We start from the raw sequence: 21,808 nt of genomic DNA on the forward strand, positions 1-21,808 counted from the left end.
CCGTCGCTCCTGCGTCCTCGGTTGCCGCCTGGGACAGATGCAAGACCGTGGGGTTGCACGTCGGGACTATGGACCACCGTCCGGCGCTCCGCGACCACCCGGTCGTGGTCGTGAGCATCTTCGGGACGATCGTCGCGTCCGGTGCCTTCGAGATCGTCCCGGCGAGCACGACGCCCGTGATGGCCGACCAGCTCGGCGCGAGCGCCACGGAGGTGAACTGGCTCGTGAGCGTCATGCTCGGCGTCGCCGTCGTCGCGAGCCTCCCCTCGGGGGCGCTCGTCGACCGGTTCGGCGCCCCGCGCAGTTTCGTGCTCGCGACGGCGACGCTGCTCGTCGGTGGCGTGGTGAGCTGGCAGTTCACCCGACAGGGCGCCTACTGGCCGGTGTTCTGGTCGCGGCTTCTCGCGGGAGTGGGCTTCGTCCTCGTCTGGAACACCGGCCTCACCGTCGTCGGACAGTTCCGCAACGCCGCGACCGCGACCGGTCTGTTCACCGCGGGCGGCCCGATCGGGTTCGCGGTGGGCCACCTCACCGGGCCGACCATCGTCGCGGAGTACGGCGCTGCGTCCGTCTTCCTCGCCTACCCGCTGTTCATGCTCCCCGCACTCGCGGGGGTCCTCCTCGCCTGGGACGAAGAGTTAGCCGGCGGCGGCACCGGCGAACTGCCGTCGCTGGCCGACGTGGGAGGCGTCGCCCGGAACCACTCCGTGCTGCTGGTCTGTACGCTCGGGTTCGTCGCCTACTCGCTGTACCTGTTCATCAACAGCTGGGTGCCGACGTACCTCACCGAGGAGCTGTCGCTGTCGCTCGCCCAGAGCGGCGCTCTCACGGCGATGTTCCCGCTGCTGGGGGCCGCCTCCCGCGCCAGCGGTGGCGTCGTCACCGACCGGCTGTTCGACGGCCGCACCCGCCCCGTCGTGCTCGCTTCGCTGTTCGTCTCCGGCGTCGCGGTCGCCGGCATCGCGCTGTCCTCGACGTACCTCGTAGTGGCAGCGTTCCTCTTCGTCGGCGGCTACTTCGTCCAGTTGAGCCTCGGCCTCTTCTACAGCGTCGTCCCGACCGTCGTCGCCGACGCAGACGTCACCACGGCGGTCGCACTGCTCTCGAGTGTCGGCCTGTTCGGCGCGTTCAGCGCGCCGCTGGTCGCCGGCGAGGTGATCCGGGCGACCGGTTCGTACGCGGCCGCGTTCGGGTACGCGCTCGCGCTCACGGTCGCCGGCTTCGTACTCGCCGTCCCGTACTTCCACGACTGACTGTCCGGTCTGGGCAGCCACCACCGGAGAACCGCCCTCACCCCTGTTGCGCTGCGAGGCGCTCGACGCGTTCGATGGTGTCCGCGTCCGCCGGGGGTTTGTCCTCGCGGACGGTGACGAACCGCGGGAACCGCAGGGCGTACCCCGACTCGTAGGTCGGCGAGGTCTGTATCTCCTCGTAGCCCACCTCGAAGACGACGGCCGGTTCGATGTCGACCTCCTGGCCGTCCTCGGACCGGATCTGTGGCTCCAGCAGGTCCGTGAGGTCCGCGAGTTCCTCGTCGGTGATGCCCGTGGCGACCTTCCCGATGGTCTCGAAGCTGTCGTCGTCCTCGTCGCGGGCCGAGAGCAGGAAGGTACCGAGGAACGAGGCGCGCCGTCCCTCGCCCCACTCCGCGCCCGTGACCACCAGGTCCAGGGTCTCCACGTCGGGCTTGCGCTTCAGCCAGTGCTTCCCCCGGTCGCCCGGCGTGTACGCGGCGTCCGGGTCCTTCAGCATGATACCCTCGTGGCCGCTTTCGAGCGCGCGCTCCTCGAAGGTCGCGATCTCCTCGGGGTCGTCCGTGACGAGCAACTCGGAGACCGCGGACTCGTCGTCGACCACCGCCTCGAGGCGCTCGTAGCGCTCGACGAACGGGGCCTCCAGCAGGTCGTCTCCCCCTGCGTGCAGGCAGTCGAAGGCGTTCAGCTCGACGCGGATCTCCTCGCGCATCGCCGCGACGTCGTGCTTCCGCCGGAAGCGCTTCAGTATCTCCTGGAACGGGAGCGGCTCGCCGGCGGCCGAGACGGCCACCGCCTCGCCGTCGAGGATGACCGGCGGTTCGACGTGCTCCTCGACGAACTCGACGATCTCCGGGAGCGCCGCGGTCACGTCCTCCATGTTCCGGGAGTACAGCGAGACGTCCTCGCCGTCCCAGTGGACCTGGACGCGGGCGCCGTCGAACTTCGTCTCCACGGCCGCTCTTTCCCACTCGTCGAGGGCGTCCGTGACCGTGCCGGCCTGCGCGAGCATCGCCTGGACGGGTCGGCCGACCTCTAGGTGCATCTCGTCGAGTCCGGCCTCCCCTTCGTCGCGGGCCGTCTCGGCGACGAGGCCGTAGTCATTGGACACCTGGAGCGCGCGCTTCACCGTGTCGACGGGTACGTCGAAGGCGTCCGCGATGGCGTCCCTGACGGTACCCTCGCCGACGCCGATGCGCATCTCGCCGAGCACGAGCCGCGCGAGGTAGCGCGCTTCCTCGCTCGAACAGCGGTTGAACAGGCCGAACAACAGGGTGACCTTCTCGTCCTGACTACCGTTCCCCTCGGCCGCCGCGAGCGCCTCGAGTTCCGCGAACACCGCCGAGACGGTGAGGTCGTCACCGCCACTGTCGGCGCCGAACGCGCCCAGGCCGGCCTGGCCACCCAGCTCCAGGTTCGCGGCGACCTCGCCGATGTCGCCCGCTTCCGCGAGGCGGTCCTCCACGTCGCTCGCCGTGACGTTCGTCCCCGCCGCCCGGGCGAGCGCCTCGTAGCAGAGCCGCGGCCCGATGTCGAGTTTCGTCTCGGAGTGCGCCGGGAAGACGCGGCCCTGTACGAACCGCGCGACGACGCGGAGGTCCTCGCCCGCGTCGGCGAACAGGTCGGTGACGAGCGCGACCACTTCGAGGTCGGCGGGTTCGGCCTCGACGTCGGCGGCGCGCGCGGCGAACGAACCGAAATCCATCGAGTGGAGCTACCCACCTCTGGAAGATAAAACGAGCGGACCGCGGCCACCGTCGGGCAGTGTCGTCGCCATCGCTTATTAGGCCCGTGACGGCAAAGGTCACCCCATGCCAGGATCGGACCTCGTGGACCGGGTACGAGATGTACTCGACGTCGACGCCGAGACGTTCCAGCAGCGGGTTCGCGAGGACGCCGAGACGATCAAGGGGGAGATCGCCGCGGGGACGTTCGACAACCCGCAGGCCATCGTCGGTCTTGAGTACGAGTTCTACGCGGTCACGGACGAGTGCTCGCTCGCCAGAGTGCCGCGTCGCGTCCTCTCGTTCGTCGGGTTCGAGAAGGAACTCGGCCTCCACAACGCCGAGATGACGCTGAGCCCCCAGCCACTCAACCAGTACGGCCTCGCCGCCCAGGAGGCCGAGGTGAAGGCGAACCTCGACGCCGCGCGGGAACCGATGGCGGCCGAGGGGCTCACCCTCGTCAGCGACGGGATGTGGACGATTCCACCCGAGGGGGAGACCGCCGAGGAGTACCTCACGGACAGCGTCGAGCGCGACGGGATGGCTGTCGCGACGAACATGAGTGCGTCGGCGCGCTACCACGCGATGGCGAACACCGACCAGCCCGCGGGGATGAGACTGGACGCTCCACACGTCAGCCTGGAGGCGGACACCGTGATGCCGGAGTCGCTCATCACGTCCATCCAGCCCCACTACCAGGTCCCGCAGGCCGTCGACCTGCCGACGTACTTCAACTACGCGCTGCGGTTCGCCGCGCCACTGCTCGCGCTCACCGTGAACTCGCCGCTGTTCCCGCCGGACCTCTACGACGACGACGCCACTCCCGAGGAGATTCTCGCCAACGGCTGGGCCGAATCACGCATCGACGTCTTCGAGACGGTGCTGAACGTCCCGGGCGAACTGGAGAAGGTCCAGTTCCCCGGGGACCTCGCGGACGTCTCGGCGGCCATCGACCGGGTGGCGAACGACGAGACAATCGTCCCGATGTCGGTGTCCAAGAGCGGGCGGTTCGACGACTCGTTCGCGCACTGGCGGCGCAAACACGGCACGTACTGGCGGTGGGTGCGGCCCGTGTTCGGCGGGTCCTCGAAGGAGAACGCGAACGCCCGCATCGAGTTCCGCCCCATCGCGAGTCAGCCGACGGTCCGGGACACTATCGCGGTGCACGCCGCGTTCGCGGGCCTCCTCGAGAACCTCCCGCGGACCGACCACCCGCTGGTGGGACTCGACTGGGAGACCGCCCGCGAGAACTTCTACGACGTCGCTCGCGACGGCCTCGACGCAGACATCGAGTGGATTACCGCCGACGGCGACCGCGTCACCGACAGGAAGGCGCTGTACGCGGACTTCTTCGACCAGGCGGAGGCCGGGCTGAAGCGCCGCGGCCTCTCCGAGGAGGAGGCCGCGAAGTACCTCTTCCCCCTGCGCCAACGCGCTCGCCACGCCGTCACGCCGGCCCGCTGGAAGCGCGACCGCGTCCGGGAGGCCCTCGACGACGGCAACGACTTCGAGAACGCGGTGTACGCGATGCAGTGCGAGTATATCGAGAACCAGCGGGAGACGCTGCTCTCCGGGAGTTTCGCGGACTGGGTGGGCCGGGGCGACGAACTCGAGTAGGCTGCAGAACAGCGACGCTGGCCGACTACAGGATGTCGTCGAACGTCTTGTGGCCGACGATCTCGATCCCGTCGGTGGTGATGCGCGTGATGTGGATGCCGTTACCGGACGCCGTGTCGCGCTCGCTGGCGGACTGGACGGCTTGGGCGCCGACGCGCTCTGCCTCCTCCATCGTCAGGTCGTCGGTGTACTCCTGTTCGAGGACACCGAGGGCGTACGGCATGCCGGAGCCCTGCGCGGTGTACTTGTCGGACATCGAGGAGCCGCCGGGGTCGAGGCTGAAGACGTGTGCACCCTCCTCGTCGACGCCGCCCAGGATGGGGACGACGAGGAAGAACGGACCGCCGCGCAGCAGGTTCGACGCCATCGTGGAGAGCGCGTTGATGGACATGTACTCGCCGCGGCGGGCCTCGTAGAGGTTCGCTTCGGCGCGCAGCGATCGGATGAACGACTGGGAGCCGCCGACGGAGCCGGAGATGGAGAGAGCGGCGTTCGGCTGGATCTCCTCGACCTTCTGGACGTTCTTGTTGGAGATGACGCGGCCGCCGAGGCTCGCGCGCATGTCGGAGGCCATCACGACGCCGTCATCGGTGGTGATACCGACGATGGTGGTGCCGGTCTTGTTGACGTTCTCCATGTCCTGCGTCGAGAAGTCGTGGTCCGGAAGGGAGCCGACCTCGGGTTCGTACGGATTCGGCGTGTCCTGGAGCCGAGCCCGGTTCCGGGCGAAGTCGGAGCCTTCGTTGGAGTTGAACATTACTGGAGGTTACCAGTCCGGGACGGATAAAACCATCTTTTCCGGGGATCGGCGCCGTGGCGAGAAATCGGTCGAGCGAGCCTCTGCGTGCCTGTCGGGTCAGTTCACCGACTGGTACGCACGCTCGGTCTGCTCGACGAGGCGGCCGAACGGGAGCGTGATGCCTGCCTGACGGAACAGCAGGGCGACGGGCAGCAGCAGGATGCCGAGTGCGAGTGTGGACTGGTACAGCGCGAACAGCCCGAGTTGGGTGATGCGGTCGAACATCGGATACAACCGCCCAGACGAGGCCAGTATAAATGCATTCCGGCCCACCGGTCCCGCCCACCCCGACGCAGTCTTGCGATTAAATCGAGCTTGTCCCTGGCCCAAGCTACGGTGCCGAAAATCGTAGCGAGCCGTATGGCCGCTGTTGCTGTGCGAGTGGCACTCTGTAAGTTATGAGGATAGTTCGGGTCACGTCCGCCGCCGACCGGCGAACCACAAAGCACGACTTTCCCCGCGCCGATGGGAGTGTATGAGCAACTACGTCGTTGCGATGGAAGCCGCCTGGTTGGTCCGTGACGTCGAGAACTCCGACGACGCCATCGGCGTCGCCGTCAGCGAAGCCGGCAAACGACTGAACGACAAGGACCTCGACTACGTGGAGGTCGAGGCCGGGGTCACCGGCTGCCCCGCCTGCGGCGAACCCCTGGACGCCGCGTTCCTCGCGGCGAAGACCGCGCTGGTCGGTCTCGTCCTCGAACTCACCGTCTTCAACGCCGACAGCGAGGAGCACGCCAAGCGCATCGCGAAGAGCGAGGTCGGCGGCGCGCTCCGCGACGTCCCCCTGGAGGTCATCGAGGTCATCCAGGAGGACGGTGACGAGGAGGACGCGTAGTCGCCCGAACATTTATCAATAACTGCTGGTAATCGGGTGGTATGTACCTGCCGACGCCGAACGACTTGCGCGAGCGTCGGACCTCGCTCGAGCTGACCCAGAGCGAGCTCGCCGACCGTGCAGGCGTCTCACAGCCGCTCATCGCGCGTATCGAGGGAGGCGACGTCGACCCGCGGCTCTCGACGCTGCGACGGATCGTCGAAGCACTCGACGAGGCCGAGGGCGACATCGTCCGCGCGGGCACGCTGATGCACGAGGAGGTCATCTGCGTCGCCCCCGACGACGCCGTCAAGGACGCCGTCGAGAAGATGCAGGAGGCCGGCTACTCCCAGCTCCCCGTCATCACGAACGGCGTCCCCGTCGGCTCCATCAGCGACAGTGACGTCGTCAGCGCCGGGGGCGACGTCGGCGACCACCCGGTCCGCGAGGTGATGAGCGAGAGCTTCCCTACCGTCTCCCAGGACGCCAGCGAGGACGAGATCTCGAGCCTCCTCGACCACTACAAGGCCGTGATGGTGACCGACGACGGCGAGACGGTCGGCATCATCACGCAGGCCGACGTGGCCGCCAGAATCAGCTAGCTACAGCGACAGCCCGCGGATCGCTACGCTGTCTCCCTTCTCGACCGTCCCGATTCGTTCGCCGTCGGTCGCTTCAACCAGCGACTCGGCCTCGTCCTTCGGGAGCGCGACCACGAACCCGGTGCCCATGTTGAACGTCCGGTGCATCTCCTCGTCGCTCACGTTGCCCGCGTCCTGCACGAACGCGAAGACGTCCTGCGCCGGGAACGGGTCGGTGACGTCGTAGCGGAACTCGCCCATCCGATCGAGGTTCGTCCACCCGCCGCCCGTGACGTGGGCCGCGGCGTGGACGTCGTGCTCCCGGAGGTGTTCCAGCAGGTAGGCGTAGATGCGCGTCGGTTCGATGAGGGCGTCGCCCACCGTATCGTAGCCGTCGCCTGGGAACGGTTCGTCGTAGCCGCCCGCGCGCTGGGCGGCCTCGCGGGCGAGCGTGAGCCCGTTCGAGTGAATGCCCGAGGACGGGAACCCGACGAGTGCGTCGCCGACCTCCGCCTCTCCGGGGAACAGTTCGTCCTCGGTGGCGAGGCCAGCGACCGTGCCCGCGAGGTCGAATCCCTTCACAACCTCCGGCATCACGGCCGTCTCGCCGCCGACGAGCGCCATGCCAGCTTCCTCCGCTCCTGCGGCTAGCCCTTCCCCGAGTTCCGCCGCCCGCTGCTCGTCGGGTTCGTCGACGGCGAGGTAGTCGACGAACGCCGCCGGCGCGACGCCCGCCGCGACGAGGTCGTTGACGTTCATCGCGACGCAGTCGACGCCCACGGTGGAGTAGTCCTCGACCGCCTCGGCGACGAGCAGTTTCGTCCCGACGCCGTCCGTCGCGAGCGCGAGGTAGCGGTCACCGAGTTCCACGAGGCCCGCGTACTCGGTGCTGTCCGCGACGCCCGAGACGGCGCCGACGAGCGCCGCCGTCGCGGCCTCGCTCTCCTCGATGTCTACGCCCGCCTCGGCGTAGGTCAGCTCCTCGCTTGAGTCCTCGTCGCTGTCGGTCATACACGGACGTGTGCATTTCGCGGCGAAAAACGTGCCGGTCTATACGCCGAAGAACAACAACAGCGCCGGGCCGATCGTCGGGACTGCGGCCGCTGCGTACGCCACTGGACTCCAGTCGAGCACCGTCGCGCCGTCGAGCGGCCCGAACGGGATCATGTTGAAGCCCGCGAGCAACACGTTGATGAACAGCCCGCGCTGCCCGATGTCGGGCGCGAACGGGATGACAGCCAGCGAGACGCCGGCGAGCACGACGTTGGTCAGCGGGCCCGCCAGCGCGATCAGGCCGTGCTCCTTCGGCGTGATGTAGCCGCGGTGGTGGACCGCGCCGGGCGCCGCGAACAGGAACCCCGCGAGGCCGCCCGCGACGGCGAGCGCGAGCATCCCGTAGTCCGCGCGGAACTCGGCGTGCTGCCCGAAGTTCACCGCGACCACCTTGTGCGCGAGTTCGTGGAGGAGGAAGGCGACCCCGACCGTCGCGAGACTGAGTGCGAACTCCGCGACGAACAGGTCGCTGACGAGCACGTCGGTCATGTTCGTCGGTGTGATACCCCGGACGTACAGCAGGCTGAACGCGAATCCGAGCGCGAGCCACGCGATCAGGAGGTCCCGTCCCTCCCGGGCGCTCACCTTCATCGGAGCAGCCCCCAGAGGGCGTCGGCGCTGTTCTCGACGCCCGTCAGCATCGCGTCGGTGACGGCGCCCACGCTGTCGAAGGGGCCGCCGATGAGCGGCAGCACGACGAACGGGAACAGCGCGCTGGCGACGAAGCTCCCGACGTTCGTCAGTGCCACGACGGAGATGAGCCGGAACAGCGGCACCTTCAGCATGTCGGAGAGGAGGGTCCGGATGGGCGTCTCCTCGTCGCTCATCAGTTCGTTCAGCGTGGAGATGTCAGAGACGTTCACGTCCAGGTAGCGGAGTTCGACGTAGCCGGCGAACCAGCCAGGCGCGAGCAGCGGGTTGACGCTCGTCAGCCACGCCACCGCGCCGCCGACGCCCGCGCTCGTCCAGTGGGCGCCCCCCAGCTTCGCCGCGGCCGCGGAGATGATGCCGTTGAAGAGGAACCACGCGCCGAACACCTGCAGCAGGACGGTGTTGCCGACGCCCGCCATCACGAGCAGCCCGAAGAAGACGAGGAACCCGAGCGTGAACAGCAGACCTAGCATTTTGAACACGGAGAACCGGCTCTTCTGGACGCCGGTGAGCGACGACATCGGCGGCAGCGTCCCGGGGTTCTCGAGGTAGCCCTCGATGCCCTCCCGGTGACCCGCGCCGACGACCGCGACGACGTGTTTGCCCTGCTCCCGGAGTGCGACGAGGTTGTGCGCGATGTAGGCGTCCCGCTCGTCGATGAGCGCCTCGGCACCCTCCGGGCTGAACCGGCGGAACTCCTCCATCATCGCCGAGACGACGTCGGCGTCGGTGAGGTCCTCCATCGAGAACTCCTCGACGTCCTCGGGCTCCGTGCGCACGAACACGAGCGCGAAGACGACGCCGAGGACGAGTGCGCCGCCCGCGGCGAACAGCACCGCCTCCGCGAGCAGCGACAGCAGGCCGATGACGTTCCCCAGCAGCCCGCTCACGCCCGGCGGCGGCGGGACGAAGAACGGCCCGGCGACGACGCCCGCGGCGACGCCGACGAGGAACCCGACGAACCCGCCGACCGCGAGCCCGAGCGTCCGGCTGTCAGTGACGCCGAGCGCGAGTTCGGCGACCAGCCTGAGTTTCTCGAAGCCCGTCATGCGCGCCCAGAACCGCTGGATGGTCACCTGGATGTCCCGGTCGACGAGCGCCACGTCCGCGCCCGAGCGCTCCGCGGCGTCGATGGCGGCCTTCATGTCCGCACCGGGTTCGATGCCGAACTTGTCGCCGAGTCGCTTCTGGACGTACGAGAGCAGCCAGTATGCGAGGAACTGGAACGCCATGCTCCCCTTCAGGAGGTCGGTGGCGTCGAGGTCCTCGGGCGCCTCGCCCTGCATCTGGCGGAAGCGCCCCTCGTCGAGTTCGACCGCGACGACGTCGGGGTCGTCCTCCGCGACGACGCGCTCGACCTCATCGACGCTGTCCGCGGAGACGTGGGCGGTCCCGACGACCCGTACAGAGCCCTCCTGGGTCGCCGCGGCTTCCTCACTCATTGCTACGAACGTTTGGCGGGCCGACCTTACGCTTGTCGGATACCCCCGAGCGCGTCCGCCTGCTGGCGTGCGTCGTCCGTGAAACGGGGTCGGAGCCGGGTCGGAAGGTTTCAATGCGGGGGCCTGCGAAAGCCAACGCATGACCGACTCGGCGCGCCTGATGGACTCGTACACGGAGATGACGGAGATGTTGCTACCCAACGACACGAACAACCTCGGCCGTGCGCTCGGGGGTGCGGTGCTCCACTGGATGGACATCTGCGCGGCCATCGCGTCGATGCGCTTCGCGGGCAACCAGTGTGTCACCGCGTCGATGGACCACGTCGACTTCATCAGCCCCATCGAGATGGGGGAGGTCGCCGTCGTCGAGGCGTACGTCTTCGACACCGGGCGCACGAGCATCGAGGTGAAAGTCGACGTCCGCGCGGAGGACCCCCGCGAGGGCACCAAGCGAAAGACCACCTCGTCGTTCTTCACGTTCGTCGCCCTCGACGAGGACGGCAAGCCGACGGACGTCCCGGACCTGCGCTGTGACTCCGAGGCCGAGGAGGGACTGCGAACCGCCGCCTTCGACGCGAAGGCAGCACAGCGCGGCGACGCCTAAGCTTTTCCCGGCCCGCACCCTACCACCACGCGTGTCTCTCGACGCCCCGGCCCCCGACCCGCCAGAACTCGATGGCGACCCGGACGAGTACGACGAGGTGACCGTGGAGGGGACCGACTACCACCGCGACGACCTCCAGGCGTTCCTCGAGGACGGCGCGTGGGCGGAGGCGTTCGAGACGTGGGCGGCCGAGACGGACCTCGACCGCGAGGCGTTCGACGCCGCCGTCGACCTCGGCCTCTTCGAGGAGTTCGACTTCTTCTGGGACGACTTCGCCGACCGCGTGGGCTACCACGCACCCGGCCTCCCGGAGAACTGGCGCGAGCGCGACATCCACCCGGACCTGGATTCCTGGGGGACCGTCTCCGCCATCAACGCCTCGCTGGCGGAATTCGGTGCCGAGGTGTCCCGGCACCTCAAGGCGGAGTACGTCGACTGGGAGGCCGAGTACGACGCGCCCGACGACCTCCCGGACTTCTGAGGAGTGGCGGTGGCTGTCGAGGTCGGGCGTCGAAATAAAACGGAGCAGCGTAGTCGGCTAGGGGCCTTCAGGCTCCAGCGGCCGCAAGCGGACCCTGGGTCGTCGCCACCTGCGAGTGGCCGTGACCCTGACCGTTCGAACTGCCGCTGTCGGCCGCCTGCCCGAAGACGCCGCGTTCGAGGTCCGCGTTCACGACCGAGTGCTCGAAGTAGACCAGGTCGTAGGCCGTCGAGTCGTACTCGCCGTACAGTTCGAGGTCGCCGTTCCGACCGAGGTGTGGCGCGAGGTCGGACATCGCGAAGCTGACCTCGAGGGTGCCGTCGCCAAGTTCGACCGACTCCGCGTGGATGCGCTCGGTCGAGTCGGCGTGCGTGACGTAGAAGCTGTCCGCGACGGTGGCGTTGGCGCCCGCCGGCGCGTCGAGCACGACGGTCGCCGAGCCCTCTTGGACGGAGACGGAGCGCACCTCGGCGAAGTCGTCGACGCGCCGGATGCGGTTCGTGTCCTCGGGCGACACCCGCGAGTTGTTCTGGACGTACTCCAGAAGCGCCGTCCCGTAGAGCGTGTTCGTCGTGCTGACGCGGGGCGCGTCCTCGAGCACGGAGCCGTCCCACCCGGCCATGTAGGAGTTGACGGTGACGTTGTACGTCTCGTCGTCGGCGACCGGTTCACCGTTCACCCACGCCTCGCGGATGGCGGGTTCCTGGCCCTCGTGGCTCGCCCACTCGTAGGTCACACCGCTGACCTGCAACTGGGCCTCCGCGCCGTACAGCTGTCCGGTCTCGCTCTCCAGAGTGACGACCTGGCTCGCGAGCAACTGCTTCAGTTCCGCGCCCGTGAGTTCGACCGTCACGAGCGTGTTCTGGAACGGGAGGATGTTGTAGACGTCGCCCACGGTGACGTTACCCGGGCCGTAGATACTGTTCGACCGGATGCCACCGGCGTTCGTGATGGCGACCTCCGCCCCGGTCTCCGCACGGAACGCGTCCGTGATCATGTTCCCGAGTGCGGTCTCGTCGTGGTAGTTCCGCGAGAACCGCGCGTCGAGTTCCACTTCCGTCTCGCCCGCGACGGCGTTCAGTTCGTTCTCGCGGGCGGTCGAGATGATGACCGAGGCCGTCTCGTTCTTCGGCACGTCCCCGGTCACGTCGAGGAGGCGGCCGTTCCAGGCGGTGACCTCGCCGTTCTCGACCGTGAGGTTGAGTTCCGCGACGTGCTCGGCGCGAGCCTCCGCCTCCATGATGACCGTCCCGGAGGTCTCCTGTGGCGGGTACTCGAGTTCGTCGTCGCCCACGACGACCACGTCGACGTTGTCAGTCGTGTTGGCGAGGGTCTTCGACTCGGGCACACCGATGTGCGCCGCGGCCACGACGACGTCGACGTTCTGTTCCTCTTTCAGCATCGTCGCGTACTCGCTGGCGACCGCCGAGTAGTTCCGGAGTTCGTAGCCCGCCTCATCGAAGTCGACCGCGGTCTTGGACTTGATGGCCTCGTCGGCGAGACCGACCACGCCGACTCTCACGCCCTGCTTCTCGACGACCGTGTACGGTTCGGTGCCGGGAATCGGCTCGCCCGTCTCCGAGTCCACGATGTTCGCCATCAGCCACGGGAACTCCGAGGCCGCCGAGAAGTTGTCGACCGCCTCGAAGCCGTAGTCGAGGTCGTGGTTCCCGACTACTTCCGCGTCTGGCTGGAGGACGTTCAACACGTCTACTGGGACCGCCCACTGGCTGAGCGGCGAGAGCGCGTGCGGACTCACCTCGTCGCCGCCGCCGACCGTCACTGTCGGGTTGTCGATGGCCGCGCGGCGTTCGTTGACCAGCGTCACCATCCGCGGCAGCGTCGTGTCCTCCGCGGCGGCGGTCTGGACGTCGTTGTAGGAGAGCAGCGTCAGCGTGGTCGAGTTGTTCGTCGCGGTAGCAGCCACCGAGGCGGTGGATCCGTCGCTCGTTCGGACGTCCTGTACGCCTGCACCGTCAGTCGACTGGCTCGCGCCCACGGGGCCGACCGCCCCCGCGAGGACGAGAGCCACCACGACCAGGAGTGTACCAACTCTGGACATGCGGGTTTTCGTAACGTGGGACTACCACAAATATAATTGGCTCCTAACGTGCCACAATGTGGCCTAGAACTGGGGTCCGGCGGCTAGCGTACGTGCGCTCCACGGGAACTCCTCGAAGAAGAACTTCGGCGTCCGAACGTCAGTCGGCGCGCTGCTCGACCGCTGCGGCCGCGTTCACGATGGTCTCCTCGCCGAACGCCGGCCCGACCAGCTGGAGGCCGACCGGGAGGCCGTCGACGTCGCCCGCGGGGACCGAGATGGCGGGGAGGTTCGCGAGGTTCGCGGGCGTCGTGTTGGCGTCCGCGAGGTACATCTGAACCGGGTCGTCGAGGCTCTCCCCGAGTTTCGGCGGGAGGACGGGCATCGTCGGCGAGGCGAGCACGTCGACGTCCTCGAACGCCTCGTCGAAGTCCCGCTTCACCCACGAGCGGGCCTCCTGGGCCTGCTTGTAGTACTTGTCGTGGTAGCCCGCCGAGAGCGCGTACGTGCCCATGAGGATGCGGCGCTTGACCTCGTCGCCGAACCCCTCCGAGCGCGCCTCCGAGAACGACTCGTTCCAGTCGCCGTCGAAGCCGCCGGAGTGACCGTAACGCACGCCGTCGAAGCGCGCGAGGTTCGAGGACGCCTCGGACATCGCGATGACGTAGTAGGCGGCGACGGCGTACTCGCAGGACGGCAGGTCGACGTCCTCGACGGTCGCGCCCTGGTCGCGGAGGTCGTCGAGGGCGTCCTCGAACCTCGCGACGACGTCCTCGTCCGCGCCCTCCACGAGTTCCGTCGGGACACCGACCGTGAGGCCGTCGACGTCGCCCTCGGCAGCACTCGCGTAGTCCGAGTCCGCGCCTTCCGCTCGCGTGGTGCCGTCGTTCTCGTCGGGGCCGGCGACGACGTCGAGCAGCGCGGCGGCCTCCTCGACGGTTGGCGCGATCGGGCCGATCTGTTCGAGGGAGTTCGCGTACGCGACCAGGCCGTAGCGGGAGACGAGGCCGTAGGTCGGTTTGATGCCGACGACGCCGCAGTACGCGGCGGGACAGCGGATGGAGCCGCCGGTGTCGGAGCCAAGCGCGAGGTCCGCCTCGCCAGCGGCGACGGCCGCCGCAGAGCCGCCCGAGGAGCCGCCGGGCACGCGGTCCTCGTCCACGGGGTTCTTCGTCGGCCCGAAGTACGACGTCTCGGTGGTCGTCCCCATCCCGAACTCGTCCATGTTCGCCTTCCCGTTGATCGTCGCGCCGGCCGCCTTCAGCCGTTCGACGACCGTCGCGTCGTACGGCGGGACGTACTCCTCGAGCATCCGCGACCCGCAGGTCGTGCGGACGCCTTCGGTCGAGATGTTGTCCTTGACGGCGACGGTGGCGTCGGCCAGCGGTCCGTCGTCGTCGCCCTCGATGGTCTCCTCGGTGATGAACGCGTTCAGCCCCATCTACGACACCTTCGGCCCCTTGAAGCGGCCGTCCTCGGTCTCCTCGGCGTTCGCGAGTGCCTCCGCCTGGCTCAGGCAGTCGTGGACCTCGTCGGAGCGCATCACGTTGACGAGTTCCGGTTCGGAGTCGACCTCCGGCACCTCCTCGAGGGCCTCGAACTGCGCCAGGATCTTCCCGAACTGGTCGACGAACTCGTCGACCGCGTCGTCGTCGAGGTCGACGCGCGCGAGGTCCGCGACGTGCCGCACTTCCTCGGCGTCCACGGAATCGGTCATGTTCCAGCGATTGCGCGTGCCGGCGGTAAGCGTTTCGATGGCTGCACCGCCGACCCGAATCGAGGCGTTCGGGACGCGCTCGACACACGGCCGGTAACTACCTGGCCATCACCGTGCCGTCCCGTGGTACGTGCTGCCAAAGCCCTTTTGTGCTCTCGCAACCTCGTTCCATCCGTATTCGACGTTCTCTCGGCCACAGAAACAACGGTCAGCCCTCACAATGAGTGATAGCACACGGACCCGCGAGGAGGAACGCGAGGCGGATGAACGACGCACCAGAGCGGAGTCCGAAGCGCAGGACGCCATCGAGGACGTCGAGTGTCCCGAGTGCGGCGGGGACCTCGTCGTCGACGAGGAACGCGGCGAGACGGTCTGCGGCGAGTGCGGCCTCGTGGTCGAGGAGGACAGCATCGACCGCGGGCCGGAGTGGCGCGCGTTCAACGCCACCGAGAACGACCAGAAGTCCCGCGTCGGCGCGCCAACGACGAACATGATGCACGACAAGGGGCTGTCGACGAACATCGGCTGGCAGAACAAGGACGCTTATGGCAACTCCCTGTCGGGGCGGCAGCGACGGAAGATGCAGCGGCTGCGCAAGTGGAACGAGCGCTTCCGCACGCGGAACAGCAAGGAGCGCAACCTCAAGCAGGCTCTCGGCGAGATCGAACGGATGGCCTCCGCGCTCGGCCTACCCGACAACGTCCGGCAGACCGCCTCCGTCATCTACCGCCGCGCGCTGAACGAGGACCTGTTGCCGGGACGCTCCATCGAGGGCGTCGCCACCAGCGCGCTGTACGCCGCTGCCCGCCAGGCGAACACCCCACGAAGTCTCGACGAGGTGGCCAACGTCAGCCGGGTCGAGCGCGACGAGATCGCGCGCACCTACCGATACGTCGTCCGCGAACTCGGCCTGGAAGTCGCCCCGACGGACCCCGCGAGCTACGTCCCTCGTTTCTGCTCGGAACTCGAACTCCCCGACGAGGTCGAGCGCCGCGCCCGGGAACTCCTCACGGCTGCAGAAGACGCCGGCATCACCTCCGGGAAGTCCCCGGTCGGCCTCGCCGCAGCCGCCGTCTACGCCGCCAGCCTGCTCACCAACGAGCGCATCACGCAGAGTGAGGTCAGCGACGTGGCGAACATCAGCGAGGTCACCATCCGCAACCGCTACCACGAGATTCTCGAGGCCGGCGGCGAGGAGTCCATCGAGGCGTAGTGCAGACCGGCTGCGCTCGGCACCTCTGGTCGACACCGTCGCCGGCCCGATTACTTCTCCCGGCCTGCTCGCGATGCAGAACTGCCTACGTGTCTTCTGCTTCCTCGACCTCGTAGCCCGCTTCGCGCACGATGGACTTGATCTCCACCTCGGAGATCAGCTCCTCGCCGAAGCGAACCGACACCTCGCCACCCTCGCGGTCGGTGTCCACGAGCTGGACGCCCTCTCGCTCCTGCAGTGCCTCCGTTATCTCCTCGCCGTCTCCGGGCTCCATGTCTCTCACGACGAACGTCGTGCGGCTATTCGCCATGGTACACCACGGTCGGCGACTCGTCTCTCGTGCTCCCCCGGGCGTCGCGTTCCGCGGGGACGCGACGGACTCCCTCGACTGGTCGACGGTCACCTGTGTACATGGCAGAAGATTCGGCGATCAGCGTGTTAGTCCTTGTGCCGGGGGCGTCGTCGGGGGCTGGGCAGCCCCGTGGGCGCCCGGGAAGCGGGTTAAACCGCTGGGACGAGTAACGGTAACATGCCCCGCGAGGAGATCGCGCAGTTCGCCATCGACTCGGTACAAGTACTCTCGGCGGACGAGACCGTCGACGAGGAGCTGGTCCCCGCGCTGTCCGACGACGAACTGCTGGCGATGTACGAGGAGATGAAGCGCTCGCGGCGTCTCGACGAGCGCGCCATCGCGTTGCAGCGCCGCGGCGAGATTGGGACGTACGCTCCCGCAATCGGTCAGGAGGCCGCGCAGGTCGGGAGTGCGTTCGCCACGGCCGACGAGGACTGGATCGTCCCGTCGTTCCGCGAGGGGCCCGCGCTCCTCGTCCACGGCGTCGAGCCACACCAGATTCTCTGGTACGCGATGGGCATGGAGGAGGGCGCGGAGATTCCGGGCGGCGAGGGAGCACTCCCGCCCGCGATTCCCGTCGGCAGCCAGCCACTGCACGCCGTCGGCGTCGGCTGGGGGGAGTCGATACAGGGGACCTCGAACGTCGCGGTGACCTACTTCGGCGACGGCGCGACCAGCGAGGGCGACGTCTACGAGGCGCTCAACTTCGCCGGCGTCTACGACGCCCAGACCGTCTTCGTCTGCCAGAACAACCGCTACGCCATCTCCACGCGACTCGCGGACCAGACCGCCGCCGAGACGCTCGCCCAGAAGGCCATCGCGGCGGGCATCGAGGGCATCCGCGTCGACGGCAACGACGTCCTCGGCGTCTACCGTGTCGCGAAGGAGGCCATCGAGAAGGCCAGAGACGGCGACCCGGTGTTGATCGAGGCGCTCACCTACCGGCGCTCGATGCACACGACCTCCGACGACCCCTCGGTCTACCGCGAGACCGCGGAGGAAGACGAGTGGGAGGCCCGCGACCCCATCGTCCGCTTCCAGGTGTACCTCCGCGACCGGGGTATCCTCGACGACGAGACGGTCGCAGCGATCGACGAGCGCATCGAGGCCGATCTCGCCGCGGAGATAGATAAGGCGAGGGAGGGCGCCGAGGACGTCGACCCTGCGGACATGTTCCGGTTCGCGTACGACGAGATGCCGCCGTCGCTGGAACGCCAGATGGCGGCGTTCGAGTCCGGCGGCGCGCCCGGGGGTGAGACGGATGGCTGAACAGCTCCGGATGGTCGAGGCCGTCCGCGAGACGCTCCGTGCGGAACTGGACCGCGACGACAGCGTCGTCGTCTACGGCCAGGACGTCGCCCGCGCGGGCGGCGTGTTCCGCGCGACGGAGGGGTTGCTCGACGACTACCCCGACCGCGTGTTCGACGCGCCGGTCGCGGAGGCGGGCATCGTCGGGACCGGCGTGGGCCTCGCCGCTACGGGGCTCCGCCCAGTCCCGGAGATCCAGTTCCAGAGCTTCCTCTACCAGGGGTTCCAACAGCTGGCCCAGCACGTCGCCCGCATCCGGAGCCGCACTCGTGGAACCGTCACCTGCCCGATGACGATCCGGACGCCGTACGGCGGCGGCATCCACGCGCTGGAACTCCACTCCGAGAGCTTCGAGGCGGGGTTCGCTCACGTCCCCGGGCTGAAGGTCGTCGTCCCTTCTTCCCCGGCGGAGACGACGGGGCTGCTCACGACTGCCATCCGACACCCCGACCCCGTAGTCTTCATGGAACCCACGCGGCTCTACCGCGCGTTCCGCGAGGAGGTCCCCGACGACCACGAGATCCCCCTCGGCGAGGCCCGCCTGGCGACCGAGGGCGACGACGTGACGGTCGTCGCCTGGGGGTCGATGCTGCGCGAGACCCTCGACGCCGTCGAGGACGTCGACGCCAGCGTCGAGGTCGTCGACCCCCGGACCGTCTACCCACTGGACACCGCGACGATCGTCGACTCCGTGCAGAAGACCGGTCGGTGCGTCGTCGTCCACGAGGCGCCCCGGACCGGCGGGATGGCCGGCGAGATCACCGCCCGCGTCAACGAGGAGGCGTTCCTCCACCTCGAAGCGCCCGTCGAGCGAGTGACCGGGTACGACGTGCCAGTGCCGATGTTCGCCCGCGAGGACGACTACGTTCCGGACACCGACCGCATCGCGGCGGGCGTTCGCCGTGCCCTCGAGTTCTAGGGCGCTGCCGACTCGTCGCCGGCGAGCGCTCGGGTCAGTTTCACGTTCACCCGGGATTCCGAACGGATTAGGGGCGGCCGTCCCTCCTGGCGAGTATGGAGACGACTCGACACTTCACCGCGACCGTCTACGTCGTCAACGACGGCGCGACCGCCCTCCACGAACACGACCGCCTCGGCATCCGCATCCCGCCCGGCGGTCACGTCGACCGCGACGAACTCCCCCACGAGGCCGGCCTCCGCGAGGTGTACGAGGAGATCGGCCTGGAGGCGACGCTGCTGGGGAGCGCGCCCGACGTCCCCGCGCCCGACGGTCGAGCACTCCCCTCGCCGCGCTACCAGATGCTGTACGACATCGACGTCCACGAGGACGGGCGGGTCGCCCACCAGCACGTAGACCACCTCTACTTCGCCACGGTGCCGTCGCGGGACATCGACCCCGCTCCCGGAGAGGAACCACCGGCCGCCTGGACGTGGTACGACGCCGAAGCGCTCCGCGAGAGCGACCTCGACGCCGACACCGTCCAGCTCGGTATCGAAGCCATCGAGGCCGCCGACGGGGCGTAGTCAGGTCGTGTTCGTCATCCCGCCGTCGACGGTGAGGCTCTCGCCGTTCACGTAGTCGCCGGCGTCGCTCGCGAGGTAGACGGCAGCGTCCGCGACATCCCCGGGGTCGCCCCAGCGCCGGGACGGCACCGCCTGCATGTACTCGTCTCCCGCGTCCGTACCAATGATCGGAACGTCCTCGGTGGTCATCGCCGTGTCGATGATGCCCGGGTGGATGGCGTTCACGCGGACGCCCTGTGGGCCCAGCTCGGCAGCCAGGGAGTAGGTCAACAGCCGAACGCCCCCCTTCGACGCGCAGTACGTCGCGTAGCCCGCGGACCCCCGGAGGCCGGCGACGCTGGAGAGGTTGATGATGGTGCCACCGTCGCCGTCGATCATCGCGCTCGCGGCGGCCTGCGCGCCGAAGAACGTCCCCTTGAGGTTCACGTCGATCAGCGTCTGGAACTGGTCCTCGGTGACCTCGGTGAACTCCTCGCCGTGGAAGATACCGGCGTTGTTCACCATGCAGGTGACGCCGCCGAACGCCTCGGCGGCCTCCACCGCCGCGCGCGTCTGGTCCGGGTCGCTCACGTCGCACTTCACGAACCGCGCGGACTGGTCGGTCTCCTCCGCGACGACCGCGGCCGTCGTCCGGTGCTCGTCGGGGTCCCGGGACTCCTCCTGGAGGTCGGCGACGACGACGTCGGCGCCCTCCGCCGCGAACGCGACGGAGATGGCGCGCCCGATCCCGGAACTACCGCCCGTCACTACGGCCGTCTGGTCTTCGAGAGCGAGTGACATACCGACACAGTACGGCTACAATTATCTTCAACCCACAGGCCGGTCGCCACCTACCTGCGACTCTCGACGTACTTCGTCACGTGGTCGTCCATCCGGCGCTTGAATCCCGCTTGCCGGGCCAGCCGGTCCACCTCGCGGGCGACCAGGCTCCCGTACTGGACCGCCTTCTTCTCGCGGTCCGCCACGGCGTTCGGGAGCCACGCCCGGGCCGCCTCCCGGAGCGCGCGCTTCCTGACGTCCCCCGACACGAGCCACTCGCCCGACCGCGCGAGCGCCGCCCGGACGACGTCGTCGTGGAGCAGTGGCGTCACCGGTTCGACCCCCGCGGCCCGCAGCGCTCGAACGTCCCGCTCTAGCTGGTCGGGGAGCGTCGCTAGCACCTCCCGTCGCGCGCCGCGGACGGTGTCCGCCGCCACCCGGGGGTCCTCGGGTGCCTTCGCCACCTTCGCGTAGCCGCCGAACAGTTCGTCGGCGCCTTGGCCCAGCGCGAGGCGGTCGAAGCCGTCTGCGGCGGCCCGCCGTGCGACCAGGTACAGCGGGAGCGCGATCTGGACGTCCATCGCGTTCGTCCGTCCGATGGCGCGGGACACCTCGGGCACCGCGTCCTCGATCTCCGAGAGCGTCACCTCGTGGACGTGCAGGTCGTCCTCGCGCCCCATCGCGGCGGCGGATTCCCGGGCCGCGTCGATGTCCGCGCTCCCATCGAAGCCGACGACGTACAGCGGTGCGTCGAGGTGCGCGGCGACGAGCGCGGAGTCGACGCCGCCGGAGAACGCGACTGCCAGCCCGTCGTCGTCCACGTCGTCGAGTGCGTTCCCGATCGCCTCGCGGACGCGCTCGACGGGTCGCTCGTCGTCCACCGCCGGGTCGGGGAGCGTCCAGACCCGCCGGGTCTCGCCGGACTCGTAGACGTGTCCCGCCGGGAGGAGTGTCGGATTCCGGAGGGGCTCCGGGTCGTGGCTCCACTCCCCGTCGTCGTAGTAACAGAGTTCGCGCCCCAGCACGTCCCGGACGAGTCGGCCGTCCGGCAGTCGACCGGCGAACCCCGCGGTTCCCGGGAGTGGGTCGCCGGATTCGAGCGCCGACGCGACGGACTCCGGGGCCGCCCCGCGCATCAGAAGAACTCCGCGAACCGGTTGCGCACGCGGCGTTTCGCGCCGCCGGCGGCCTGCCGGAAGCTGATGTGCCACGGGGTGCGCTTGCCCTCCACGCTCGTCTCGCCGCGGCGAATCGCGTCCAGGATCGCGGACAGCGACCGTTCGTCGGCGCCGACGCGCGTGACCGCCTGCCCTACCATCTCCGCGATGTGGGCGTCGCTCCCCGCGGTCATCGGGACGCGGCGGTCGAGTGCGAACTCTTCGGCCTGCCGGTTCGCGCGCCCGGTGAGCAGCCGCGAGTTGTACACCTCGATGGCGTCCGCCGACGCGAGTTCGTCCCGCGAGATGTTCCCCGCGACGCCGCTCCGGGAGGACTGGAAGGGGTGGGGGACGACGGCGATGCCGCCGCGGTCCCGGATCTCGTCGAGTGTCTCCACGAACGGGAGTCCGGACGGGACTGCCTCGTGGACCCCGATCGCAAGCACGTGGCCGTCCGCGCTCGTCACCTCCATCCCGGGGATGCCGACGAGGTCGTACTTCGGTGCGAGGTCGGCGGCCCGCAGACTCGCCGCGATCTCGTCGTGGTCCGTGACCGCGAGCGCGTCCATACCCACCGCCTGCGCCTGCTCCAGCAGCATCTCGACGGGGTCCCGGCCGTCGTGGGAGAGCTCGGAGTGGGTGTGCAGTTCGACGGACAGCACGGGACGCAGTTGTCGGGGGGTCGGCAAAAGCGCCCCGGTCCGCACCGCCATCGCCGGACCGCCGACCGGCGTTACACGAGCGTGCACATAGA

Annotated in this window: 23 protein-coding genes; 10 read left to right on the forward strand and 13 right to left on the reverse strand. The window is 68.8% G+C overall.

Translation table 11 applies throughout. From position 1 onward, the window contains the following. The first annotated feature begins 68 nt into the window (after nucleotides 1–68). Nucleotides 69–1,253, forward strand: a complete 1,185-nt coding sequence (locus LT965_RS14610) for an MFS transporter (RefSeq protein WP_232701588.1) — start codon at nucleotides 69–71, stop codon at nucleotides 1,251–1,253. A gap of 37 nt (nucleotides 1,254–1,290) precedes the next feature. On the opposite strand, the gene ligA is transcribed toward LT965_RS14610, so the two are convergent. After that, nucleotides 1,291–2,958, reverse strand: a complete 1,668-nt coding sequence (gene ligA, locus LT965_RS14615; protein WP_232701589.1) for an ATP-dependent DNA ligase LigA — start codon at nucleotides 2,956–2,958, stop codon at nucleotides 1,291–1,293. Between the two features lie 106 nt (nucleotides 2,959–3,064). Between ligA and LT965_RS14620 the strand changes: the two genes are divergently transcribed. Then, on the forward strand, nucleotides 3,065–4,594 hold the full coding sequence (locus LT965_RS14620; protein ID WP_232701590.1) for a glutamate-cysteine ligase family protein: 1,530 nt from the start codon (nucleotides 3,065–3,067) through the stop codon (nucleotides 4,592–4,594). Nucleotides 4,595–4,619: 25 nt separating this feature from the next. Here LT965_RS14620 and psmB read toward each other — a convergent pair whose 3' ends face one another. Together psmB and LT965_RS14630 are read right to left on the reverse strand one after the other, a co-directional pair. After that, nucleotides 4,620–5,351 (reverse strand): archaeal proteasome endopeptidase complex subunit beta, encoded by a 732-nt coding sequence (gene psmB, locus LT965_RS14625; protein WP_232701591.1) that lies wholly within the window; start codon nucleotides 5,349–5,351, stop codon nucleotides 4,620–4,622. A 99-nt stretch (nucleotides 5,352–5,450) separates the two neighbouring features. Beyond that, entirely contained in the window at nucleotides 5,451–5,618 is a 168-nt protein-coding gene (locus LT965_RS14630) for a hypothetical protein (protein WP_232701592.1), read from the reverse strand. Nucleotides 5,619–5,868: 250 nt separating this feature from the next. Here LT965_RS14630 and LT965_RS14635 point away from each other — a divergent pair, with 250 nt between their 5' ends. Together LT965_RS14635 and LT965_RS14640 are read left to right on the forward strand one after the other, a co-directional pair. Continuing rightward, the gene (locus tag LT965_RS14635; protein ID WP_009761595.1) at nucleotides 5,869–6,231 is read left to right on the forward strand and encodes a DUF555 domain-containing protein; all 363 of its coding nucleotides are present in this window, start codon (nucleotides 5,869–5,871) and stop codon (nucleotides 6,229–6,231) included. A gap of 41 nt (nucleotides 6,232–6,272) precedes the next feature. Next, the gene (locus LT965_RS14640; RefSeq protein WP_232701593.1) at nucleotides 6,273–6,812 is read left to right on the forward strand and encodes a CBS domain-containing protein; all 540 of its coding nucleotides are present in this window, start codon (nucleotides 6,273–6,275) and stop codon (nucleotides 6,810–6,812) included. Here LT965_RS14640 and purM read toward each other — a convergent pair whose 3' ends face one another. The 3 genes from purM to LT965_RS14655 are packed head-to-tail and all read right to left on the reverse strand — an operon-like array spanning nucleotide 6,813 to nucleotide 9,937. Further along, nucleotides 6,813–7,802, reverse strand: coding sequence for a phosphoribosylformylglycinamidine cyclo-ligase (purM, locus tag LT965_RS14645; protein WP_232701594.1), 990 nt, complete (start codon nucleotides 7,800–7,802; stop codon nucleotides 6,813–6,815). It lies immediately after the preceding gene. Between the two features lie 39 nt (nucleotides 7,803–7,841). Then, a complete protein-coding gene (locus LT965_RS14650) occupies nucleotides 7,842–8,435 on the reverse strand; it encodes a zinc metalloprotease (protein ID WP_232701595.1) in 594 nt (197 codons plus the stop codon). Continuing rightward, complete coding sequence (locus tag LT965_RS14655; RefSeq protein ID WP_232701596.1) at nucleotides 8,432–9,937, reverse strand: TraB/GumN family protein; 1,506 nt, start codon at nucleotides 9,935–9,937, stop codon at nucleotides 8,432–8,434. Before LT965_RS14655 ends, LT965_RS14650 begins: the two co-directional genes overlap by 4 nt. Nucleotides 9,938–10,076: 139 nt before the next feature. On the opposite strand from LT965_RS14655, the gene LT965_RS14660 reads away from it, so the two are divergent. Beyond that, nucleotides 10,077–10,541: an acyl-CoA thioesterase gene (locus tag LT965_RS14660; RefSeq protein WP_232701597.1), complete on the forward strand. Its 465-nt coding sequence runs from the start codon at nucleotides 10,077–10,079 to the stop codon at nucleotides 10,539–10,541. Between the two features lie 31 nt (nucleotides 10,542–10,572). After that, nucleotides 10,573–11,022, forward strand: a complete 450-nt coding sequence (locus LT965_RS14665) for a DUF7992 family protein (protein WP_232701598.1) — start codon at nucleotides 10,573–10,575, stop codon at nucleotides 11,020–11,022. Between the two features lie 67 nt (nucleotides 11,023–11,089). Here the strand turns inward: LT965_RS14665 and LT965_RS14670 are convergent, their stop codons facing one another. The 3 genes from LT965_RS14670 to gatC form a co-directional block, all read right to left on the reverse strand. Beyond that, nucleotides 11,090–13,084 carry a bifunctional metallophosphatase/5'-nucleotidase gene (locus tag LT965_RS14670; protein WP_232701599.1) on the reverse strand — a complete coding sequence of 665 codons (1,995 nt, stop codon included), beginning with the start codon at nucleotides 13,082–13,084 and terminating at the stop codon, nucleotides 11,090–11,092. A 139-nt stretch (nucleotides 13,085–13,223) separates the two neighbouring features. After that, the gene (gene gatA / locus LT965_RS14675) at nucleotides 13,224–14,504 is read right to left on the reverse strand and encodes an Asp-tRNA(Asn)/Glu-tRNA(Gln) amidotransferase subunit GatA (protein WP_232701600.1); all 1,281 of its coding nucleotides are present in this window, start codon (nucleotides 14,502–14,504) and stop codon (nucleotides 13,224–13,226) included. Beyond that, nucleotides 14,505–14,780, reverse strand: a complete 276-nt coding sequence (gene gatC, locus LT965_RS14680) for an Asp-tRNA(Asn)/Glu-tRNA(Gln) amidotransferase subunit GatC (protein WP_232701601.1) — start codon at nucleotides 14,778–14,780, stop codon at nucleotides 14,505–14,507. Nucleotides 14,781–15,000: 220 nt separating this feature from the next. Between gatC and LT965_RS14685 the strand changes: the two genes are divergently transcribed. Next, on the forward strand, nucleotides 15,001–15,993 hold the full coding sequence (locus tag LT965_RS14685; protein WP_232701602.1) for a transcription initiation factor IIB: 993 nt from the start codon (nucleotides 15,001–15,003) through the stop codon (nucleotides 15,991–15,993). A gap of 85 nt (nucleotides 15,994–16,078) precedes the next feature. On the opposite strand, the gene LT965_RS14690 is transcribed toward LT965_RS14685, so the two are convergent. Then, on the reverse strand, nucleotides 16,079–16,303 hold the full coding sequence (locus LT965_RS14690; protein WP_232701603.1) for a heavy-metal-associated domain-containing protein: 225 nt from the start codon (nucleotides 16,301–16,303) through the stop codon (nucleotides 16,079–16,081). 219 nt (nucleotides 16,304–16,522) lie between these two features. Between LT965_RS14690 and pdhA the strand changes: the two genes are divergently transcribed. The 3 genes from pdhA to LT965_RS14705 all read left to right on the forward strand — a co-directional run bounded on the left by pdhA (nucleotide 16,523) and on the right by LT965_RS14705 (nucleotide 19,138). Next, complete coding sequence (pdhA, locus tag LT965_RS14695; RefSeq protein WP_232701604.1) at nucleotides 16,523–17,614, forward strand: pyruvate dehydrogenase (acetyl-transferring) E1 component subunit alpha; 1,092 nt, start codon at nucleotides 16,523–16,525, stop codon at nucleotides 17,612–17,614. After that, nucleotides 17,607–18,572: an alpha-ketoacid dehydrogenase subunit beta gene (locus tag LT965_RS14700; protein ID WP_232701605.1), complete on the forward strand. Its 966-nt coding sequence runs from the start codon at nucleotides 17,607–17,609 to the stop codon at nucleotides 18,570–18,572. The genes pdhA and LT965_RS14700 overlap by 8 nt, the downstream gene beginning before the upstream one ends. Nucleotides 18,573–18,667: 95 nt before the next feature. Beyond that, a complete protein-coding gene (locus tag LT965_RS14705; RefSeq protein ID WP_232701606.1) occupies nucleotides 18,668–19,138 on the forward strand; it encodes an NUDIX domain-containing protein in 471 nt (156 codons plus the stop codon). Here the strand turns inward: LT965_RS14705 and LT965_RS14710 are convergent, their stop codons facing one another. Genes LT965_RS14710 through LT965_RS14720 form a run of 3 tightly spaced genes read right to left on the reverse strand, consistent with a single transcriptional unit; the run spans nucleotide 19,139 to nucleotide 21,716 of the window. Further along, on the reverse strand, nucleotides 19,139–19,918 hold the full coding sequence (locus LT965_RS14710; RefSeq protein WP_232701607.1) for an SDR family oxidoreductase: 780 nt from the start codon (nucleotides 19,916–19,918) through the stop codon (nucleotides 19,139–19,141). Nucleotides 19,919–19,968: 50 nt separating this feature from the next. Next, nucleotides 19,969–21,033, reverse strand: coding sequence for an asparagine synthase C-terminal domain-containing protein (locus tag LT965_RS14715; RefSeq protein ID WP_232701608.1), 1,065 nt, complete (start codon nucleotides 21,031–21,033; stop codon nucleotides 19,969–19,971). Next, nucleotides 21,033–21,716 carry a PHP domain-containing protein gene (locus LT965_RS14720; RefSeq protein ID WP_232701609.1) on the reverse strand — a complete coding sequence of 228 codons (684 nt, stop codon included), beginning with the start codon at nucleotides 21,714–21,716 and terminating at the stop codon, nucleotides 21,033–21,035. Before LT965_RS14720 ends, LT965_RS14715 begins: the two co-directional genes overlap by 1 nt. Between the last annotated feature and the right edge of the window lie 92 nt (nucleotides 21,717–21,808).

The organism is Halobacterium wangiae (assembly GCF_021249345.1).
GTDB lineage: Archaea > Halobacteriota > Halobacteria > Halobacteriales > Halobacteriaceae > Halobacterium > Halobacterium wangiae.

Bases quoted from the DNA above. Each gene is read 5' to 3' on its own strand.
- LT965_RS14610 (WP_232701588.1), top strand. From the start codon at position 69: ATGGACCACCGTCCGGCGCTCCGCGACCACCCGGTCGTGGTCGTGAGC.
- ligA (WP_232701589.1), bottom strand. From the start codon at position 2,958: ATGGATTTCGGTTCGTTCGCCGCGCGCGCCGCCGACGTCGAGGCCGAA.
- LT965_RS14620 (WP_232701590.1), top strand. From the start codon at position 3,065: ATGCCAGGATCGGACCTCGTGGACCGGGTACGAGATGTACTCGACGTC.
- psmB (WP_232701591.1), bottom strand. From the start codon at position 5,351: ATGTTCAACTCCAACGAAGGCTCCGACTTCGCCCGGAACCGGGCTCGG.
- LT965_RS14630 (WP_232701592.1), bottom strand. From the start codon at position 5,618: ATGTTCGACCGCATCACCCAACTCGGGCTGTTCGCGCTGTACCAGTCC.
- LT965_RS14635 (WP_009761595.1), top strand. From the start codon at position 5,869: ATGAGCAACTACGTCGTTGCGATGGAAGCCGCCTGGTTGGTCCGTGAC.
- LT965_RS14640 (WP_232701593.1), top strand. From the start codon at position 6,273: ATGTACCTGCCGACGCCGAACGACTTGCGCGAGCGTCGGACCTCGCTC.
- purM (WP_232701594.1), bottom strand. From the start codon at position 7,802: ATGACCGACAGCGACGAGGACTCAAGCGAGGAGCTGACCTACGCCGAG.
- LT965_RS14650 (WP_232701595.1), bottom strand. From the start codon at position 8,435: ATGAAGGTGAGCGCCCGGGAGGGACGGGACCTCCTGATCGCGTGGCTC.
- LT965_RS14655 (WP_232701596.1), bottom strand. From the start codon at position 9,937: ATGAGTGAGGAAGCCGCGGCGACCCAGGAGGGCTCTGTACGGGTCGTC.
- LT965_RS14660 (WP_232701597.1), top strand. From the start codon at position 10,077: ATGACCGACTCGGCGCGCCTGATGGACTCGTACACGGAGATGACGGAG.
- LT965_RS14670 (WP_232701599.1), bottom strand. From the start codon at position 13,084: ATGTCCAGAGTTGGTACACTCCTGGTCGTGGTGGCTCTCGTCCTCGCG.
- gatA (WP_232701600.1), bottom strand. From the start codon at position 14,504: ATGGGGCTGAACGCGTTCATCACCGAGGAGACCATCGAGGGCGACGAC.
- gatC (WP_232701601.1), bottom strand. From the start codon at position 14,780: ATGACCGATTCCGTGGACGCCGAGGAAGTGCGGCACGTCGCGGACCTC.
- LT965_RS14685 (WP_232701602.1), top strand. From the start codon at position 15,001: ATGAGTGATAGCACACGGACCCGCGAGGAGGAACGCGAGGCGGATGAA.
- LT965_RS14690 (WP_232701603.1), bottom strand. From the start codon at position 16,303: ATGGCGAATAGCCGCACGACGTTCGTCGTGAGAGACATGGAGCCCGGA.
- pdhA (WP_232701604.1), top strand. From the start codon at position 16,523: ATGCCCCGCGAGGAGATCGCGCAGTTCGCCATCGACTCGGTACAAGTA.
- LT965_RS14700 (WP_232701605.1), top strand. From the start codon at position 17,607: ATGGCTGAACAGCTCCGGATGGTCGAGGCCGTCCGCGAGACGCTCCGT.
- LT965_RS14705 (WP_232701606.1), top strand. From the start codon at position 18,668: ATGGAGACGACTCGACACTTCACCGCGACCGTCTACGTCGTCAACGAC.
- LT965_RS14710 (WP_232701607.1), bottom strand. From the start codon at position 19,918: ATGTCACTCGCTCTCGAAGACCAGACGGCCGTAGTGACGGGCGGTAGT.
- LT965_RS14715 (WP_232701608.1), bottom strand. From the start codon at position 21,033: ATGCGCGGGGCGGCCCCGGAGTCCGTCGCGTCGGCGCTCGAATCCGGC.